Origin of the sequence: Amorphus orientalis (assembly GCF_030814015.1) — a bacterium.
Lineage (GTDB): Bacteria > Pseudomonadota > Alphaproteobacteria > Rhizobiales > Amorphaceae > Amorphus > Amorphus orientalis.
This window is the reverse complement of sequence record NZ_JAUSUL010000001.1, coordinates 1464672-1481584: the sequence shown is the minus strand read 5'-3', so window position 1 is coordinate 1481584 and position 16913 is coordinate 1464672. Positions and strand designations below refer to the sequence as shown.

Sequence of the window (16913 nt, the reverse complement as noted above, 5' to 3'; positions counted from 1 at the left end):
CGCGATCAGCCGTGCAGCCCGAGATCATGGGCGATCTTCCAGATGCGCCAATGATCGTGAGGCATGTGTGCCTGAACGAGGCCGAACGGCCGGAACGCGTCATGCACCGCGTTGGAGAAGGCCGGTACGCCGCCGACATTTGGGCTCTCGCCGACACCCTTGGCGCCGATCGGATGGTGCGGGCTCGGCGTCACCGTATGATCGGTCGTGTAATGCGGCGTCTCCCACGCGGTCGGGATGAAGAAGTCCATCAGCGTGCCGGTCTTCACGTTGCCGATCTCGTCGTAGGCAATCTCCTGACCCATCGCGATCGCCAACGCTTCCGTCACGCCGCCATGCACCTGCCCCTCGATGATCATCGGGTTGATGCGCGTGCCGCAATCGTCCAGCGCGTAGAACTGCCGGATGCTCCACTCGCCCGTATCGGCGTCGATCTCCATGACGCAGATATAGGCGCCGAAGGGATAGGTCATGTTCGGCGGATCGTAGTAGCTGACCGCCTCGAGACCGGGTTCGACGCCGGGGATCGCCTGATTGTAGGACGCGAAGGCGATTTCCTTCATCGTCTTGAACCGTTCCGGCGCGCCCTTCACCACGAACCGGTCGACGTCCCATTCGACGTCGTCGTCGTGGACTTCCAGCAGGTAGGCCGCGATCATCTGCGCCTTGGCGCGGATCTTGCGGCCGGCCATCGCGGTCGCCGCACCGGCAACGGGCGTCGACCGCGAGCCGTAGGTGCCGAGACCGTAAGGCGCTGTGTCGGTATCGCCTTCCTCAATGGTGATGTCGTCGGCCGGAATGCCGGTCTCGGAGGCAAGGATCTGCGCGAAGGTGGTGGCATGTCCCTGGCCCTGGCTGATCGTGCCGAGCCGCGCGATCGCCGAACCCGTCGGGTGGATGCGGATCTCGCAGCTATCGAACATGCCGAGGCCGAGAATGTCGCAGTTCTTGACCGGGCCGGCGCCAACGATCTCGGTGAAGAACGTCAGCCCGATGCCGAGAAGCTTGCGGGTCTCGCCGCGCTTGAAGGCTTCGACCCGTTCGGCCTGCTCCTTGCGCAGATCGTCGTATCCGACGGCCTTCAGCGCCTTGTCCCAGGCCGGCTGATAGTTGCCGGAGTCATACTCCCAGCCAAGCGCCGACCGGTAGGGGAACTGGTCGGCCTTAATGAAGTTCTTTGCCCTGAGTTCCGCGGCATCCATGCCGAGCTTGATGGCGAGAACCTCGATCATCCGCTCGATGAAATAGGCCGCCTCCGTTACCCGGAACGAGCAACGATAGGCCACGCCGCCGGGCGCCTTGTTCGTGTAGACGCCGTCGACCGCGAGATAGGCCGTCGGGATGTCGTAGGACCCGGTGCAGATGTTGAAGAAGCCGGCCGGGAACTTGGTCGGATCGGCGCAGGCGTCGAACGCGCCGTGATCCGCCGTCACGTGGCACCACAGGCCGGTGATCTTGCCGTCCTTCGTGGCGGCGATCTTGCCCTGCATCCAGTAGTCGCGGGCAAAGGCCGTCGCCATCAGATTGTCCATCCGGTCCTCGACCCATTTCACCGGGACGCCGGTGACGATCGACGCGACGATCGAGCAGATGTAGCCCGGATAGACGCCGACCTTGTTGCCGAACCCGCCGCCGATATCCGGCGAGATGATGCGAATGTTGTGCTCGGCGATGCCGGAGATGAGCGAGGCGACAGTGCGCACGGCATGTGGCGCCTGGAAGGTGCCATGCACCGTCAGCTTGCCGTTGACCTTGTCCATCGAGGCGACGCAGCCGCAGGTCTCGAGCGGGCACGGATGGGTCCGGTGGTAGTAGATCATCTCCTCGGCGACGACGTCAGCCGAACCGATGACGGTATCGGTCGCTTCCTTGTCGCCCTGCTCCCAGGTGAAGATATGGTTATGGTGCCGGCGCGGCCCGTGCGCACCTTCCATGTTGCCGTCGAGGTCCTCGCGCAGCACCGGTGCGTCGTCGGCCTGGGCCTTGAACGGATCGGTGACGACGGGAAGCTCCTCGTAGTCGACCTCGATAAGCTCGACCGCATCGGCCGCGATATAGCGGTCCTCGGCAACGACGAAGGCCACTTCCTGCCCCTGGAACAGAACCTTGCCGTCGGCCAGGACCATCTGCTTGTCGCCGGCGAGCGTCGGCATCCAGTGCAGGCCCAGCGGCGCGAGGTCTTCGGCCGTCAATACCGCGACGACCCCGGGCAGCGCCTTGGCGGCCTCCGCGTCGATCGACTTGATGCGCGCGTGGGCATAGGGGCTGCGCACGAAATCGCCAAACAGCATGCCCGGCAGTTTCAGGTCGTCGACGTAGTTTCCCTTGCCTTGTGTGAACCGGGCATCCTCGACGCGCTTGCGTTCCGAGCCGAGCCCCTTGAGAGCGGCGGCGCGTTCGGCTGTGGGAGGGCTCATCTCGTTCATTGTGCGGCCTCCTTGACGGCGTTGAGTTCAGCGGCGGAGGCAAGCACCGCCTTGACGATGTTCTGGTAGCCGGTGCAGCGGCACAGGTTGCCGGACATGCCGAAGCGCACGTCCTCCTCGCTCGGGTCGGGGTTTTCCTGCAGCAGGCGATAGGCGCGGGTGATCATGCCCGGCGTGCAGAAGCCGCACTGCAGCCCGTGATGCTCCTTGAACATCTGCTGCAGCACATGCAGGCCATCGGGCGTGCCGAGTCCCTCGATCGTGGTCACGTCGGCGCCGTTCGCCTGCGCCGCGAAGACAGTGCAGGACTTGACCGATTTGCCGTCCATATCGACCGTGCAGGCGCCGCAATGCGACGTCTCGCATCCGATGTGCGGACCGGTTACGCCCAGTTTCTCGCGCAACACGTGAATCAGCAGTTCGCGCGGCTCGACAAGCAGTTCCTCCTGCTTGCCGTTGACCGTCACCTTGAAGTGCATCTTGTCCATTGGTGTTTCCTCCCCTCAGGCGCGCGACGCGGCGCGCTCGATCGCCCGGCGCAGCATGATCCCGGCGACATGTCTCTTGAACTCCACGGGCCCGCGATTGTCGGCCTGCGGATCGATGGCCTCCTGCATGGCAGCGACCGCCGCATCGAGCGCCGACGCGTCGAGGGTCGACCCGATCAGCGCATCGATGGCACCCTGGCAGTAGACGGGAACGTCGGAGAGGTTGGTCATCGCAACAGAGGCGGCGGAGCAGGAGCTGCCGTCCTTCTCTATGAGGACCGCCGCCGCCGCAGTGGCGTAGTCGCCGATCTTGCGCTTCTGCTTTTCGTAGGCGTAACCGCCCTGCGTCGCCGGGAACCGGATGGCGACGAGCAGTTCGTCATCCTCGCGGGCGGTGAAGTAGGCCGCCTCGTAGAATTCACGCGCCGCGACGTCGCGGGTGCCGTTGGGGCCCGTCAGCACAAAGGTCGCGTCGAGGCACTGCATCAGAGCCGGCATGTCGTTGCCGGGATCGCCATTCGCGACATTGCCACCGATCGTGCCGACATAGCGCACCTGTGGATCGGCGATCTGCAGCGACGCTTCGCGAATGATGGGAGCCGCCTGGGCGAGTGGCTCGCTCGCGATCAGTTCATGCTGAGTGACCATCGCACCGATGGTGACCGTGCTGCTGTCGACGGTGATGCCTTTCAGGTCGCCTATGGCCTGAAGATCGACCACATGAGCCAGGTCGGCCATGCGCAGCTTCATCATCGGAATGAGGCTGTGGCCCCCCGCCACCGCCCGTGCTTCGTCGCCATACTTGGCGAGAATGGCAACCGCGTCATCGACGGACTCCGGCCGATGATAGTGGAAATTGCCAGGTATCATTTTTTTCCTCCCGTCGCGGAGACAGCCGGCCCCACCCAGCGTCCCGCACGGGGAACGTTACGAGGCTCCCATGGCCATGCGAGGTCAAAGCCATCGCGAGCGCAGCGCATTTCACGAAGTGCGATTTATCCGCACGAAATGCGAAATCGGGGAGATTTGACCTGTGGCGCTACAGGCCGAGCGCTTCGCGGACGCCGGCGACATGGCCGCGGCTCACGGGCGCGAACTTGAGCGATTGGACGCCGTCGAAATGGCAGGAGCCGTTGTCCTTGTGGCGCTCGAACGCGGTCACGTGCTGCAGGTTGACGAGATAGCTTCGATGCGTTCGCAGAAAAAGCATCTGTGGCAGCCGTCTTTCCGCTTCCGAGATCGACCACGGGCAGAACAGCATCTCGTCGCGGGTGTAGAGCACGGTGTAGTGCCCCTCGGCGCGCAGCGCGATCACCCGCTCGGCGGGAATGAAGCAGGTTCGCTTGTCCCGCTCATAGGGGATACGCGGCGCTTCCACATGCGGCACGAAGGTGGCAGCCAGGCTCTCTTCCGGGCGAGGGGCGTCTCCACCCGCAGCGGCCCCGGCCAGAGCCGCGGTTGGCGCGCCCGCGGTGACCGGCTTGCTGAAACCGTTGAACACGTAACTGGTGGAGGCGAGGAGAAACGTCCCACAGATCACGAACGCCGAGAGCATCACGAGCAGCGCCAGCGTGCCGTTCTCGATCTGCGGCATCGTTCCGACGAGCGATCCCGATATCTGGAACGACGTCCACGCGATGGCGACGAAATGCACCACCACCACGGATGCACCGAAGATGACCGTCGACGCGAGGATATGGGCCGTGTTCCGCCTGGCGTAAGCAAGCCCAATGGCCAAGATCCCCATCAGGGTCGCCACGGCGATCGACAGGACGATGCCGACCGGCTCATAAAGGGTCAGGCAGCCGCGCAGGGCCGACATGCCGACATAGTGCATCACCACGATGCCGTTGCCGAGAATGGCGCCGGCAACGACCTGGTTGATCCAGGTCCGCGACGCAAAATGCAGGATCAACAATGCCGTCCCGGCCATCAGGATCGCGATAAGCGCGGAGCCGAGCGTGTAGATCACGTCGTAATCGATCGGCAACGGGAACCGCATCGCCAGAATCGCGACGAAATGCATCGACCAGATGCCGCCGCCAAGGGCGAGCGCGGCCATGACGATCCGGATCTTGCGCAGCCCCTCGGGCAGCGCCGAAATGCCTTTGGTGAGCGTCAGCCCCGTGAACGAGGCCATCATCGAGACGAGCACCGATGCCGCCACCAGCAGGTAATCGTAAGCAGGGGTAATCATCGCGGTGCGGGACGGCTCCTCCAACCCGGATCCCAGACCCACAACTTTAGCCCTGCGATCCGACGGAGTCACCTCCGGAAGTGCTGAGTCCTGGCGGGTGGTTCATGAATACTGGATCGGCGGAGCGCGATCAGGCTGACACATGAAGCGCAATACGATCGAACCCATTTCGCACGCGCCGCCTGAACACAATCGAGGGCGATCTGCCAAGCCACATGAAGTCTGACCCTATCTGCCACAATAAAAAAGTATGAGTCAGTGAAGCGCTTTCTCTTAAGGAAAGGTCGTGCACAACAAGGCCATCCTCAGGCGGACACTGCTTGCGACGGAACCGACGCAGGACGAAGGCCCGCTTCCAAGGCGGCTAACTGGGCCGGCGAATGACCGCGATGGGCGCAAAGCGGCCGCTACCGTCCTTCGCTACCACTTCCAAAACGTAGCCCCTCAGCCCAAGGTCTTTACCTCTCCCGCCCCCTGTCTCTGATCTCCCTCTCTCTCAGTTGCTCCCGCCCCCGTTCGCCGGTTACCTCGAGCGCTAATGTCGCTCCGCGGTTATTCTGCCGCGCCATCTGATGCGCGAGGTCGGTGAGGTTCTTAGCCTGGTCGCGGGCGACGAAGACACGGGTTTCGTTGCGCGAGCGGGTCATGGCGACGTAGGAGGCGGCGTCGCGCCAGTGGCGGGTGTGGAGCAGATAGACCTGGTCGAGGGTCTTACCCTGTCCACGATAGATCGTGCCGGCATAGCCCAGGTCGAGATTGGTGAAGGCGGTGGTATCGACATCGATGCGGCGGCCGCGATCGGATCGCACCGTGAGGACGTCGCCGCGGATGGCCTCGACGGTGCCGAGCGCGCCGGCATGGATCCCTCGTGGTTTGTCGGTCCCGCGGAAGGCGATGCGATCGCCGACACCGACGTGCAGGGTTCCGCGCTCGGTCTCCAGTGTGATCAGGTCGGTCACCCGGTCCCGTTCGATCTCGATGGCCTGGAGAGCATCGTTGAGACGCCGCACCTCCTCGTTGGTGTAGGCGAACACGAAGCGTTTGCCGCGCGCTTCGGCGGTGTCGGCCGCCCACCGATCGATCAGGTGTTGCCGAGCAGTCTCTAGGGTCGCGGACCAATCGATCAGGTCATGGTCCTGATAGGCGGCGAGCGCTTCCGCGAACCGTCCCTCGGCAAAGTCGCGAGCCGCCTCTCGCGCCCAATCGCGTGTCTGGCGGCGAACGGTGGTGAGTGTGGTGCTGCCGATGGCATCCCGGATGACGGAGAACATCCCGCCCCGCTCGATCGAGGCGAGCTGGCGATCGTCGCCGACCAGAAGCAGCTTGGCGCCCGCCTCCTCGGCAAGGGCGGTCATCCGATCGAGCCGCTCCGTATCCAGCATGGCGGCCTCGTCCACGATCAGAAGCGACCGGCGCGGCACGTGGGCCGCGTCGTGGTCCGGCGCATGCTCCCGGTACCAGAGCAGGGAGTGAACGGTGGTAGCCCGGCCGAAGCCGCTGTCACGCAGGTCCTGAGCAACGGCATTGGTCGGCGCGAGCCCGATCACGGTGTGTCCGTCTCGCTCGGCTGCCGACCGGATGGCGTTCAAGGTGTGGCTCTTGCCGGTCCCGGCCCGACCTTCAATGATCTTGAGCGACCCCGCATCGAGGGCATGGCGCAGTGCGTCAGCCTGCTCCGGATCGAGGGTGCGCTCGCGGATAGCGGTACCAATAAAGCGTGGATCGACCGCATGGCGATCGCTTGCGGCAAGCCGCGTCGCCCGCGCCAGGAGACGGCGCTCCTGATCCCGCACGGCCTGTGTGGTGATCCCGAGGACGCTGTCGCTTTCCGGCTCCCTCAGTTGCAGGATGTCCTTCTGCGTGCAGAGCGCCTCGAGCGCCTGCTCGGGATCGGCGTGTCCGGCCTCGCCCAGCGCGCTCTCCAGCTCATGGACATGGACGTAAGGACGGGTGACCAGCAGTCCCTCCAGCACGTCGCGAGGGTCTCTGACAGCCGCCCGCGCCGCCTCGGCGTGCTGGCTGCGGTCCAGGTCGGCCATCCGGCTTGCCCGAACATCGGTGGCGTTCGGCAACTCTCCGATCGTTCCCAGCCGCTCAGCGACGTCACGGGCCCGTGCTCCCTCAATCCGCCGGGGCAGGCTGTGGATCACGCCGGCCGCATCCACCGCGACGAAGCTCCGGCGGTTGCCTCGGGCCAGCACATATCCAGAAGCCTCAAGTGCAGCCGCAAACTCGGCTCCGGTCTCCGTCTCCCGCCAACACCGGGTGAGATCGTGCTTCACCCGGACGGGATCGCTCCCGGTGCGCTCCTTCAGCTGCATCTCCGCGTGAGACGGCGTGCGCTCGGGACGAAGCTGCCCGTCCCGCTCGACATGCACACCCTGGACGCGTGCATGACCGAGTGTGCGCTCCAGCTCCCGGGCGACGATCTCGTGCTTGCGATAGGTGTGGCTGTCGGCGATCGCCGTCATCCGGGCGAGATCGATCCGGCTCCACACGATGTGGACGTGTTCGCGTCCCAGCTTCTCGTGCATGACCACCGCCCTGGCCTGACCGGTCAGGCCCAGCTCGGCCTCAAGCCGGTCGATCGCCAGATCCCAGCCGTCACCGTCCAGCCGCTCGTGGACCGGCACATTGATCGAGGCGTGATAGAGCGACCGCTTGCAGCGGGTACCGACGGCAACCGCCTCGAACTCGCGCAGCGCGCCCAACAGGTCGGTGGCGACCGTGCCCCGGAGCTCGAGCACCTCCATCCGCTCGTTGGTGTCGGTGCGCAGCAGATGGGCGGCAAGTTCCTTGGCACCGGAGCGGGAGCGTCCCTTGATGACCATGGCCCCTCACCCGGGATCGCGACCGAGCGCGACCATGAGAGCCGTGCGGATCTCTTCCAGCTCATCTTGAATCTCCGCCAGCCGCATCGGGTCCAGCGTCGCCACCTGCCCCCGGTTCACGGCGCGGGCAAGCTGATTGACGTTGCTGCCGAGCTTGCCGACGTGCCCAAGAAGCTGAGCCAACTCGACGCGGCTTGCCGGCGGCCGCGGCACCTGCCGCGGCAAAGGTCCGTCCAGAACCGTCTGGCGGACATAGCTGGCCGGCGTCAGGCCGGCCCGATCGGCCCGCTCGCGAACTTCGGCAAGTTCCTCAGCCGCCAGTCTCACCTGGAGCAAGCGGCCGCGTTTGCGGGTCTCGGATCCACGCCCCATGCGTGGCCTCCTCCTTCGACATGACGGGGAATGGAGGCAAGGCCCTGCAGCGTGGCACACGCCCCGAGCACCGGCTGCCTCCGAACCCCAGTGTTCCCGGCGAACCGACACAGGCCAAGCCAAATTGCTCAACAATCAAGGGGAATCGTCATCGCCGATCCGGCCGATGGCACAGCGGGTGACGGCACCATAGTGCCCGACCACAGTCCGGGGGATGCAACGGGGATCTCTCCCCTTGCCAAGACAGGCCCTCTTCGGGCCGTCCGCGCGGTATGACCGCGCATGGCTTGCCATCACCTCAACTGCCCTTCCCGAACCCCAGTCTCCGACATTGACCCGGACGGTCGCCGGGTTACCATCCAAGGCTTACCGGAGGCACCCAGCATGGCCGAGAAGCACACCCGCTACCGCGAGCGCCGCAAACAGGCCGGCTGGAAGCGCGTTGAACTTATGGTTCCGGAAGAGGCCGTGCCCTGGCTACAGGCCTATGCCCGAGCCCTCCGGGACGCCTCGGCCCTCAACCTTCCCCTGCCCGGTTTCGACGGGATGATGGCCCAGCGGGAAGCGCCATCGGGAAATGCGACCTCAGCGCCGGCCCAGGAAATGGAGCCCACCGAGCAGCCAGCCCCACGCTCGTCCAGCCGAACGCAGCGTCCGGCTGCCCGTCCCCAGACGTCCGTGGCTGATCAATCAGCAAACACCGACGGTCGGCACACGCCGGACCAGGCGAAACCGAAGCGCCCGGACTTCAGCGGCGGGTTGTTTGGAAGCGAGTAGCCCCAGGCGGTGACTTCGTTGTTCGGGGAATGCGCAGAAAGGTAGATGCGACACCCGATTGAACTGCCCTGGTCCCAGGCACGGGGGCGCCCTCCGCTCTTCCGGCGTTTGGTTTTTCGCAAAACGCGTAACGACTGCGGAACCACCCCACCGCACTATCCTTGAGAGCTCAAAGTCCCGGGTTTCCTGCTCCTCTGCGACAAAATAGACGCGCCACCACGCTCTGTTCGTTTGGTTTTTCGCAAACCGAAGCCCTTCAGCAATTGCTAAATTTCTCAAAGACTTGGCGCGCCTTTCCCGCAACTTCATGACTGCAGCTTGCTCCCTGTCTTCGTAGCCGCTTTTAGGGATGAGCAAAGAAGACCCGTTGATATTCGGCGACTGAAGCCTCGCCCTCTCTGCGTCTCTCCGACAGGCCGAATATTTCGCTTTTCGCAGATCAATCATTTAGGATTAAGCACTGATTTACCGATGAAATCAAAAAAATCAATATAAAATCATTATTATTCTGATTTTTTCTGCATCATTTTCCCATCTCCGAAGTAAGGGAGACCACCATGCAATTCTTTTCAAAACAGCCACGGACCGTCGTGGAATATCGCGACGAGCCCCTACTCGAAGTTCGGCCAAACAAGTTCGAATACCGATTGCCCGATCGACGGAGCGTCACGCGCTTCGATATGTACTGCGGAAACTATTACATCACCACACATGCCATTTTCATCTCGAGAGGAGGCGTCTTTGTTGGAAATTTGCTGAGCGAAGTCTGCGACCACTTCGGCATAAGCGGCCACCCGTTCGTCAATGGCATCGTCCGACCAGGCGTCTTCCTCATTGCCCCGGTCGGTTACTCAGGCGCGATGATCTACAAATACGGGTCCATTTGGGAGCAAGAAGGGCGCAACATCTACGACAGGACCATTTCCCCGGAAGAGGCAAAAAGACTTTTCAAGCGAACCCTGCCTGCCTCCATTCTGGAATTACCTGCTCTCTCAGAAGAGAAGATAGATCTCGAGCAATGGTGGCTGGAGGACGAAGATTAGAACTGCCGCGAGCGTAGATCCAATATTTCAATGCTGAGGACCTGTAATGCGACAGTGCATTATCGTTGGAAATGATCGTGGCGGCGTCGGCAAGGACCTCGTTAGTGAGCTGCTCTGGAGATCGGCCCAAGAGCTCGATCCGTCAGCCCGCTTAATCGAGGTCGAAACCGCCCCGCGGCTGAGCCGCATCATTGATGCGGCAGAGTGGATCGAAGTCCAGCACGCCTCTCACGAGGAGATCTATCACAATCCGGATGTGGTTTTTTCCGCAATGGATGCCCTCGGCGAACGCGTTCTTGCTGGACCGCCGACAGTCTGCTGCCTCGGGGCAAACCTGACATCAGCGTTGCTCAAATGGGGTGAATCGACCGGAGCTGCCTATTTGGGGGCCGGTGAGAACCTGCTCTGGGTGGTGCCTTTGACTATGAACCGCGCTTCGCTTGCCTCTGGTCTGCAGGCGCTATGGAGCATGGGTCAGCTTTTCCCGCGGGCGAGGCGTTTGGCGGTCCTCAACGAGGCGGTCGCTCAGTTCCCCGCTGGAGATCAGAACATCGCCAGGCGGCTGCGCGAAGCCCGGGGTGAGTGGGGTGAGATTGAGACCGTAAGACTCGGCCGGATGTCCGCCCCGGCCTGGGGATACATGCAGAACATCGGAAGCCTGCAGCGGATTTCGGAATTGAGCTACAAGGACCTTGTCAACATCGGGCTACCTGTTGGCGTGTCGACCCGATCGCTGGCTCTGTTCGATCAGTGGCTGTCTGAGGCGGAGAGCCAGATGGCGGCGGTCTTGTCGCATGAGGAGGTCTCCTCATGAGCCGCGGCAGCCATGAGCGCGAGTGGCGAAAATGGAGCGCCTCTGTGCTGCGGGCTCTTCTTGCGCTCCCGACAGGCGAACGGGTGGAGGCACTGATTTCGGACCCGCGGATGCCGGATATCTGCCCAGCCGACCGAAGAGAGTTGCTGCGCTCGCTGCTTCCCGCTCGCACAGCAGCCGGACGGAAACATCACCGCAAAGTGCTGCCCTTTGAGCCAGGTATACAGCCGATCAGTCTGGCGAAGCTTAACCAAGCAACCTTTCGGAAGGCCTTGCTCGATTCAATCGGTGCTTGGCTCGCGAGCATTCTGGTGACGGCGGCATTCCTCCTGGCGAGGGGGTTATGATGGCGAACCTCTCTTATGCCGATAGGTGCCTGGTCTCCGCCCTGGCTGGCGTGGTCGCCCTGGCTCTGTATGCGAGCGCAGCGTGGTTCACGCTCACGCTCACGGTCATTGTGGTTCCGCCTTCTGAGGCGCACATTCAACATGGCCACTTCGGCAGCGTCTCGGCTTACACATATGGTGCCGTGTTCGATCGACTGATCAGCTATCGGCCGTGGCTTGAGGCGCTTCTCCCCGTCCCGCACCCGACGGTTTCCGCGTACTGGGCCCAGACGAGCCAGGGCGCATCCGGGCTTCTGAGTATTTTACTTGCTGCCGTAATTGTTGGCGGCTGTTCGGCGGGGGTCTTTGCGTGGCGCGTCGCGCAGCTCATTCCCGGCCGCCCGCGGTACCGCATCGTCAAAGGCAGAACGTTCGCCGAGGGCCAGGCCGCGACAGCGCGGCTGAAAGCCGAACTACGCCCCGGCCGTCGTCCGGCTCCGTTGGAGATCGCGCCGAAGGTATATCAGGGCGCCCATCCAGAAGAGGGCGGCATCGGGATAGTTGGAAGCCAAGCAAGCGGCAAGACAATCATCGTTCGACGACTAATTAGACAGCTTCATGATCGGGGTGATCGACTGATAATTCTCGATGAAAAAGGCGTGTTTACGGAGCAGTTTCCGGGCGACGCAGTCTTGCTCTCACCCGGCGACGCCCGTAGTTGGGCATGGGATGTCGCGCGCGACATCGACAGTGGCGACCTGGCCGACGCTCTCGCACATAGCCTGATCCCTGACTCCAAGGAACCCATCTGGAGCGAAGGGGCTCGTCTCGTGCTCGCCGGCGTCGTACGGGCTCTTCAGGCTAAGAAGCCCGGCGCTTGGTCCTGGGGCGATATCGCAGAAACGCTTCTGCTGCCCACCAAAGATCTGACCAGTCTCCTGGAGCGACACTACCCAGTCGCAGCCCGACTTCTGCAGGGAAAAACGGCGGACGGAAGCGATAGTCCGACATCGAACAGCTTCACGGTCAGTACGCTCGCGCCGGTGTTTCAGCTGCTGTCAGGGCTGATCGACGCTTGGGAGGGCACGCCTCCAGAATATCGGCTCTCGCTCAGAGAGTGGCTCGATGGCCGCTCGAATACGCCGAAGACGCTCATCCTGCAGCGCCACGCAGACAAGCCTGACTTCTCAGAGCGGTGGCTCCGGGGCGTCTTTGAGACACTCTCGCGGCGGATCGGCAGTCCAAAATACAAAGCCGACCCCTCGATCCAGACTTGGTTCGTGATGGACGAGTTTGCCCAAATTAAGCTCGACAGCTTCAAGGCTGTTCTTGAAGTCGGCCGCGAAAAGAATGCGCGAGCGATCATCACACTCCAGTCGATCGACCAACTCACGGAGAATTACGGTGAGGCCGGGCGGGACGTTTACCTCAATCTCCTTTCCACGCGTATCGTCTTGAACCTCGCCGGCTCTCCAGCCAACAAAACCATTTGCGACCACTGGATCGGCACCCAGGAGATCAGTTTCTTTGAAGAGACGATCGCCGGCGACGGGACCAAGAGAGTTCGCGAGGTGAGCCGTACTCAGGACGTCGTCCATCCGAGCGAGCTCTCGCGCCTCAGAAAGCAGAAGAATGGCGTCGAGGGCCTGCTCATCGCGCACACCACTGTCGGCAAGCTGGTCTGGCCCTACGAAAACTGGCCCGCACAGCGGCCCGCCTTCATGCCAGAGCGGCGCAGGTGAGACATGGCCTGCGTCAAGACGTGGGGATCCCGACGGGCGAATTGCGTCCGGTCCGGCGCGGACCAGCCCGCCCAATCGAGCGGCAAACTTGAGCGCGCAAATCCCGGTCAGCGCCATATCATCGCGAGGCTGCGATGACGGACACGACACCCCCGCCCGCACCGCCGGACGACTGGGATCCGGGTGATCCCGTCACCACCGAGGTGCTGGAATGGATGCTGATTGCCTGCGCCTGGTGCATGCAGGAGGACGGGGCGGTCTATGGTCCCATCTTCGAGCGGATCGAAAGGGAGCTGAGGGCTGCTCGGAAAGCGAGCGAGCTCCAGGACCGCGCCAGGCGGCTCCTGGCCGCCTATACGAGCTCCACCTGAAACGCGATCTTCTCCAGCGCATCGCGCTTCATGGTGAGGCTCGGACCGGATCCGTATTTGGGCCGATAGTATTTGTGGCCCATCAGGGCGGCGACAATCTTCTCCGGGATCGAGGCCGCGCCAAGCCGATCCTCGAAAGTGTGCCTTAGGGAATAAAGGGTGTGGTTCTTCGTCGGCCGGAGGTCGCGGGTCTCCAGGGCCTTGTTCACCAGGGCAGAGAGGGACGCAGCATTGTCCAGATAGCGGGGAAAACCCGACGGATGGCGTTGCATTGCCGAGAGCGCCACGCCGACCAATGGGATGTCCCGCTCCGACTGGGGCGTCTTGAGCTTGCGGCCGATCCCGCGGATCTGAACGTGGGGCACCTCGTGGTTCAGCTTGATCGTCTCTGAGGTCAGGCTCGTTGCTTCGGACACGCGCAGGCCGGTCTCGGCCATCAGATAGATGATTGCCCGAGCCTCGTCGTTCAGGCCGTCGAGGGCATTGGGGGCAAGCAGGCGGGCGGCGACGAAGTCCGGCTCGAAGGCGGAGCGGGACCGAGCTTCTTCGCCTTCCATCCGCAACTGGGCGAACACGGGATCAAGCCCGAGGCGATGCTGCTGATCGAGGGTGCGCAGCATCTTGTTCAGGTGGCCGATGTCCTTGTTGGCGGTCGCGATCTGGACCTCTTCGACGAGAACGCGGTCCGCCCACCAGGCCCGGAAGTCCAACGCGTCGCCGCGGGTGATCTCCAAAAGGTCCTTGTCCCCGATGACCGTCAGAAGGTTGGCGATCGCCCGGCGCTTGGGGTTGCGCCACTTGCGGCGCTGGTCCTCTGACATCGAGGCCAGAGACGGGCGCATGACGTCCTCAAACGCCTCAAGGAGCGTCGACACCCTAAACGTCGGCTTTGGGACCGCGCCCAGGACGGCCGGCCGCGTGACCCCGTCAGATTGTCCCGCACGGACCGCTGCGGCCAGGCGACTGGCAATCTCGTCGAGATCACGCTCCGCGACCTCGGCCGCCGGCGCATAGTCGAAGCCCAAAGCGCGGGCTCGACGGCAGGCCGCCCGGTAACGCTCGCTGACATTCGCGGTCTCGGCCGATCTCAGATCACGCCAATAGGTCTCCGTCTCGGCATTGAGTCGCGCGACCACCTTCCGGGCGCGTATGGCCCTGGGGTCGTCGGCGATACGGATTCGCGTCGACAGCTTGATGATGCCGCGCCCATCGAGCTCGGTGATCTCGCTCGGCACGCGCCGGACGTAGCACCAGTAGCCGTCGCGTCTGCCGAGAAAGGCGCCCATGGCGGACCCGTTGTTGGACAAAATGTTGGACGATATTTGGCCGACTCAGCGCGGGATAGTCAAGGAAATCCTTTAAAAGATAGGAATATCAGGGATTTAAACAGAGGCGGCGTGGCGGAGACGGAGGGATTCGAACCCTCGAGACGGTTTTGCCGCCTACTCCCTTAGCAGGGGAGCGCCTTCGACCACTCGGCCACGTCTCCGAACGGGCCGTGGGTAGACGCGAAGACCCCGCAGGTCAAGGCTTTCGGGAAGCAAAGGGCTTCAGATCCACCGGTCTCTCGAACGCGTTGAGATGCGAACGGGAGCGGAACATGTACCTGAAGTTAGGCCAAGCTCGTACAAATCCCGTACAGTATGTTGCCTATCCGTTCTCAGGCCGACCCGGCATCATCGGCCCCATGTCCCCGCCCCGCTCGATCAGGATTGCCACTCTCGGTGACCTCCGCGACCACGACCACCGCCTCTATGCGTGGTGCGAGTGTGGCCGGCAGGGATATCTCGACCTGGACACGCTGATCGCGCGCTGCGGACCCGACAGGTCGTTCCTCAAAGGCCACCTGCGGATCCGGTGCACGGTCTGCGGCGAGCGGGTCGACTATCACCTGCACGCTCCGGTGTCGGGCTACGGCTAATCGCTTCCCTCAGTGTCAGCTGAGCCAAAAAATCGACAAGACTGCACTTTATAGTTATTTTTCTTGGTTCCGATTCTCGTAAAAATAGTGTCCACTTTCCCTGACAAAGGGAGGGGAAAATGGAAGGTCACAATCCGGGAGAGCGAGATCCGGCCGCCCCCGCAACCGCAGAGTACGTCGCGGCAATCTGCAAAGAATTGCGGACCTTGGCCATCAACGCGGACATGTTTTTTTTGGGTTACCTGCTGCTCTTATCGGTGGAGGAAGCCTCCTACCACACGTTCGAGGATGAGCCGTGACGCCGCCCTCAGAGCTTCGCTGATGCCACCAGACAGCGCCGACATGATCACCAACGCAACCTACTTGGCGGAGAAGACCCGCGAGCTGCGCGATCTCGCCGCCGCTTCCGGTCAGGAGCTGCTGGCTTATCTCCTGGACATAGCCCACGACGAATCCGTCGCAAGATTGTCAGAGGCGAAGCGATCCTCAGCCCCCAGTGCCGACAACTAGAGGGAAGACCATACGCCGCGCGCTACCGGTTATGGCGGCGCTGGCAATGAACAGTTCTCGCGTGAAGCAAGACAGACCATCGAATCGCGCCGGACCCGCCTGGAACGTCGCGGCACCTGATCGAACATTGCACCTCCGGCATGTCCGACATTACGGCAGCACACATCCACAACTCACTTACGTAGAATAGCCGAACCCTAGCATCGATGACCCGAAACCGAAGAAAAAGCCAACAGTGTTATTAAATTAGATAAATCGAACATTACTTACATCGGAGAAAAATCGATCATCGTAAAGCTGTAACCAAAACTGGTTATTGAATAGCTGAATTTGCCTTTTATTCTAAAATAATCCTGCCCTCCACCAATCCATCGCTTATGAATAAGAGAGTCATCAGGGAATGATACAATAATTGGGAAATCGCACTGGCCTAAAGCGCCTTTAGAAAAATCCGGAACGTCCTCTTCGGAAACAATAAGCGGGAAAACCCCTAAATCTGCCGTCTTCCCCAACAGTCCGGAATATGTATACCCACACATAGAAGGCACTACATCATAATAACTAAACTCTATGTCCAGGTACACTATGTTATCATCACTCTCGTGAATAAAATCAAGAAACTTGATATTACTTTCAATATCTGTGGAATAATTTCCAACATATCCAGAAAAACTGCGAACGCTGTCTTCAAATGAATTGCCATCTCCTTCAATTACTTCAATCAGACTTCTCCAAATGGTCAACTTGCAATCTCTAATATCGCTTAATTCCGAAGCCAAATCCTCCTGCAACACACCTATATATTCATCAGATTTATACTGCGCTGATGCTCCCAAGCCAAGCGATAGATATTTTTTGAGGAATGAATCAATTTCTGCCTTCGCATCGACGCCTAGCTCAACCCCCTTTGCTGATCCCGATCTATAAAACTCTCCACAAAATTTGGTCGCAAAAGCTCTAATCTCCTCAAGTTTTTCTCCATCCAGTTCTTTTGCGCTTGCTGAACTCAGATAGAAAAAAGCGACCAAAATTACGATCGAGAGGCTTAGCAGCTGGCGCAAATTTTTTGCCCTCCTAAGAAATGCCCCGCGTGTA

17 protein-coding genes and 1 tRNA gene are annotated in these 16913 nt (G+C 61.8%); 9 read left to right on the top strand and 9 right to left on the bottom strand.

Annotated elements, in window-relative coordinates:
• Positions 1 to 5: 5 nt before the first annotated feature.
• The 6 genes from J2S73_RS06700 to J2S73_RS06675 form a co-directional block, all read right to left on the bottom strand.
• Positions 6 to 2426 carry an aerobic carbon-monoxide dehydrogenase large subunit gene (locus J2S73_RS06700; protein WP_306884677.1) on the bottom strand — a complete coding sequence of 807 codons (2421 nt, stop codon included), beginning with the start codon at positions 2424 to 2426 and terminating at the stop codon, positions 6 to 8.
• Positions 2423 to 2914 carry a (2Fe-2S)-binding protein gene (locus tag J2S73_RS06695; protein ID WP_306884676.1) on the bottom strand — a complete coding sequence of 164 codons (492 nt, stop codon included), beginning with the start codon at positions 2912 to 2914 and terminating at the stop codon, positions 2423 to 2425. Before J2S73_RS06695 ends, J2S73_RS06700 begins: the two co-directional genes overlap by 4 nt.
• Positions 2915 to 2929: 15 nt before the next feature.
• Positions 2930 to 3784, bottom strand: coding sequence for an FAD binding domain-containing protein (locus J2S73_RS06690; RefSeq protein WP_306884675.1), 855 nt, complete (start codon positions 3782 to 3784; stop codon positions 2930 to 2932).
• A gap of 169 nt (positions 3785 to 3953) precedes the next feature.
• Complete coding sequence (locus tag J2S73_RS06685; protein WP_306884674.1) at positions 3954 to 5111, bottom strand: MHYT domain-containing protein; 1158 nt, start codon at positions 5109 to 5111, stop codon at positions 3954 to 3956.
• A gap of 458 nt (positions 5112 to 5569) precedes the next feature.
• Complete coding sequence (locus J2S73_RS06680) at positions 5570 to 7942, bottom strand: AAA family ATPase (RefSeq protein WP_306884673.1); 2373 nt, start codon at positions 7940 to 7942, stop codon at positions 5570 to 5572.
• 6 nt (positions 7943 to 7948) lie between these two features.
• Positions 7949 to 8314, bottom strand: coding sequence for a plasmid mobilization protein (locus J2S73_RS06675; protein WP_306884672.1), 366 nt, complete (start codon positions 8312 to 8314; stop codon positions 7949 to 7951).
• A gap of 384 nt (positions 8315 to 8698) precedes the next feature.
• On the opposite strand from J2S73_RS06675, the gene J2S73_RS06670 reads away from it, so the two are divergent.
• The 6 genes from J2S73_RS06670 (at position 8699) to J2S73_RS06645 (ending at position 13387) form a co-directional block, all read left to right on the top strand.
• The gene (locus tag J2S73_RS06670; RefSeq protein ID WP_306884671.1) at positions 8699 to 9091 is read left to right on the top strand and encodes a hypothetical protein; all 393 of its coding nucleotides are present in this window, start codon (positions 8699 to 8701) and stop codon (positions 9089 to 9091) included.
• Positions 9092 to 9648: 557 nt separating this feature from the next.
• Positions 9649 to 10134 (top strand): hypothetical protein, encoded by a 486-nt coding sequence (locus J2S73_RS06665; protein WP_306884670.1) that lies wholly within the window; start codon positions 9649 to 9651, stop codon positions 10132 to 10134.
• A gap of 46 nt (positions 10135 to 10180) precedes the next feature.
• Positions 10181 to 10948 (top strand): hypothetical protein, encoded by a 768-nt coding sequence (locus tag J2S73_RS06660; protein ID WP_306884669.1) that lies wholly within the window; start codon positions 10181 to 10183, stop codon positions 10946 to 10948.
• Positions 10945 to 11295, top strand: a complete 351-nt coding sequence (locus J2S73_RS06655) for a hypothetical protein (protein WP_306884668.1) — start codon at positions 10945 to 10947, stop codon at positions 11293 to 11295. The genes J2S73_RS06660 and J2S73_RS06655 overlap by 4 nt, the downstream gene beginning before the upstream one ends.
• Positions 11292 to 13016, top strand: a complete 1725-nt coding sequence (locus J2S73_RS06650) for a type IV secretion system DNA-binding domain-containing protein (protein ID WP_306884667.1) — start codon at positions 11292 to 11294, stop codon at positions 13014 to 13016. The genes J2S73_RS06655 and J2S73_RS06650 overlap by 4 nt, the downstream gene beginning before the upstream one ends.
• Positions 13017 to 13150: 134 nt before the next feature.
• Positions 13151 to 13387, top strand: coding sequence for a hypothetical protein (locus J2S73_RS06645; RefSeq protein ID WP_306884666.1), 237 nt, complete (start codon positions 13151 to 13153; stop codon positions 13385 to 13387).
• Here the strand turns inward: J2S73_RS06645 and J2S73_RS06640 are convergent.
• Complete coding sequence (locus tag J2S73_RS06640; RefSeq protein WP_306884665.1) at positions 13369 to 14673, bottom strand: tyrosine-type recombinase/integrase; 1305 nt, start codon at positions 14671 to 14673, stop codon at positions 13369 to 13371. The two genes, J2S73_RS06645 and J2S73_RS06640, sit on opposite strands and share 19 nt — an antisense overlap.
• A 112-nt stretch (positions 14674 to 14785) precedes the next feature.
• Positions 14786 to 14876, bottom strand: a tRNA-Ser gene (locus tag J2S73_RS06635).
• A gap of 111 nt (positions 14877 to 14987) precedes the next feature.
• On the opposite strand from J2S73_RS06635, the gene J2S73_RS06630 reads away from it, so the two are divergent.
• From J2S73_RS06630 to J2S73_RS06620, 3 genes are all read left to right on the top strand, one after another.
• The gene (locus J2S73_RS06630; protein ID WP_306884664.1) at positions 14988 to 15308 is read left to right on the top strand and encodes a hypothetical protein; all 321 of its coding nucleotides are present in this window, start codon (positions 14988 to 14990) and stop codon (positions 15306 to 15308) included.
• A 119-nt stretch (positions 15309 to 15427) separates the two neighbouring features.
• A complete protein-coding gene (locus tag J2S73_RS06625; protein ID WP_306884663.1) occupies positions 15428 to 15607 on the top strand; it encodes a hypothetical protein in 180 nt (59 codons plus the stop codon).
• Positions 15608 to 15629: 22 nt separating this feature from the next.
• On the top strand, positions 15630 to 15818 hold the full coding sequence (locus J2S73_RS06620; protein WP_306884662.1) for a hypothetical protein: 189 nt from the start codon (positions 15630 to 15632) through the stop codon (positions 15816 to 15818).
• 266 nt (positions 15819 to 16084) lie between these two features.
• On the opposite strand, the gene J2S73_RS06615 is transcribed toward J2S73_RS06620, so the two are convergent.
• On the bottom strand, positions 16085 to 16879 hold the full coding sequence (locus J2S73_RS06615) for a hypothetical protein (protein ID WP_306884661.1): 795 nt from the start codon (positions 16877 to 16879) through the stop codon (positions 16085 to 16087).
• Positions 16880 to 16913 lie beyond the last annotated feature (34 nt).

Bases quoted from the DNA above. Each gene is read 5' to 3' on its own strand.
- J2S73_RS06700 (WP_306884677.1), bottom strand. From the start codon at position 2,426: ATGAACGAGATGAGCCCTCCCACAGCCGAACGCGCCGCCGCTCTCAAG.
- J2S73_RS06695 (WP_306884676.1), bottom strand. From the start codon at position 2,914: ATGGACAAGATGCACTTCAAGGTGACGGTCAACGGCAAGCAGGAGGAA.
- J2S73_RS06690 (WP_306884675.1), bottom strand. From the start codon at position 3,784: ATGATACCTGGCAATTTCCACTATCATCGGCCGGAGTCCGTCGATGAC.
- J2S73_RS06685 (WP_306884674.1), bottom strand. From the start codon at position 5,111: ATGATTACCCCTGCTTACGATTACCTGCTGGTGGCGGCATCGGTGCTC.
- J2S73_RS06680 (WP_306884673.1), bottom strand. From the start codon at position 7,942: ATGGTCATCAAGGGACGCTCCCGCTCCGGTGCCAAGGAACTTGCCGCC.
- J2S73_RS06675 (WP_306884672.1), bottom strand. From the start codon at position 8,314: ATGGGGCGTGGATCCGAGACCCGCAAACGCGGCCGCTTGCTCCAGGTG.
- J2S73_RS06670 (WP_306884671.1), top strand. From the start codon at position 8,699: ATGGCCGAGAAGCACACCCGCTACCGCGAGCGCCGCAAACAGGCCGGC.
- J2S73_RS06665 (WP_306884670.1), top strand. From the start codon at position 9,649: ATGCAATTCTTTTCAAAACAGCCACGGACCGTCGTGGAATATCGCGAC.
- J2S73_RS06660 (WP_306884669.1), top strand. From the start codon at position 10,181: ATGCGACAGTGCATTATCGTTGGAAATGATCGTGGCGGCGTCGGCAAG.
- J2S73_RS06655 (WP_306884668.1), top strand. From the start codon at position 10,945: ATGAGCCGCGGCAGCCATGAGCGCGAGTGGCGAAAATGGAGCGCCTCT.
- J2S73_RS06650 (WP_306884667.1), top strand. From the start codon at position 11,292: ATGATGGCGAACCTCTCTTATGCCGATAGGTGCCTGGTCTCCGCCCTG.
- J2S73_RS06645 (WP_306884666.1), top strand. From the start codon at position 13,151: ATGACGGACACGACACCCCCGCCCGCACCGCCGGACGACTGGGATCCG.
- J2S73_RS06640 (WP_306884665.1), bottom strand. From the start codon at position 14,673: ATGGGCGCCTTTCTCGGCAGACGCGACGGCTACTGGTGCTACGTCCGG.
- J2S73_RS06630 (WP_306884664.1), top strand. From the start codon at position 14,988: ATGTACCTGAAGTTAGGCCAAGCTCGTACAAATCCCGTACAGTATGTT.
- J2S73_RS06625 (WP_306884663.1), top strand. From the start codon at position 15,428: ATGGAAGGTCACAATCCGGGAGAGCGAGATCCGGCCGCCCCCGCAACC.
- J2S73_RS06620 (WP_306884662.1), top strand. From the start codon at position 15,630: ATGCCACCAGACAGCGCCGACATGATCACCAACGCAACCTACTTGGCG.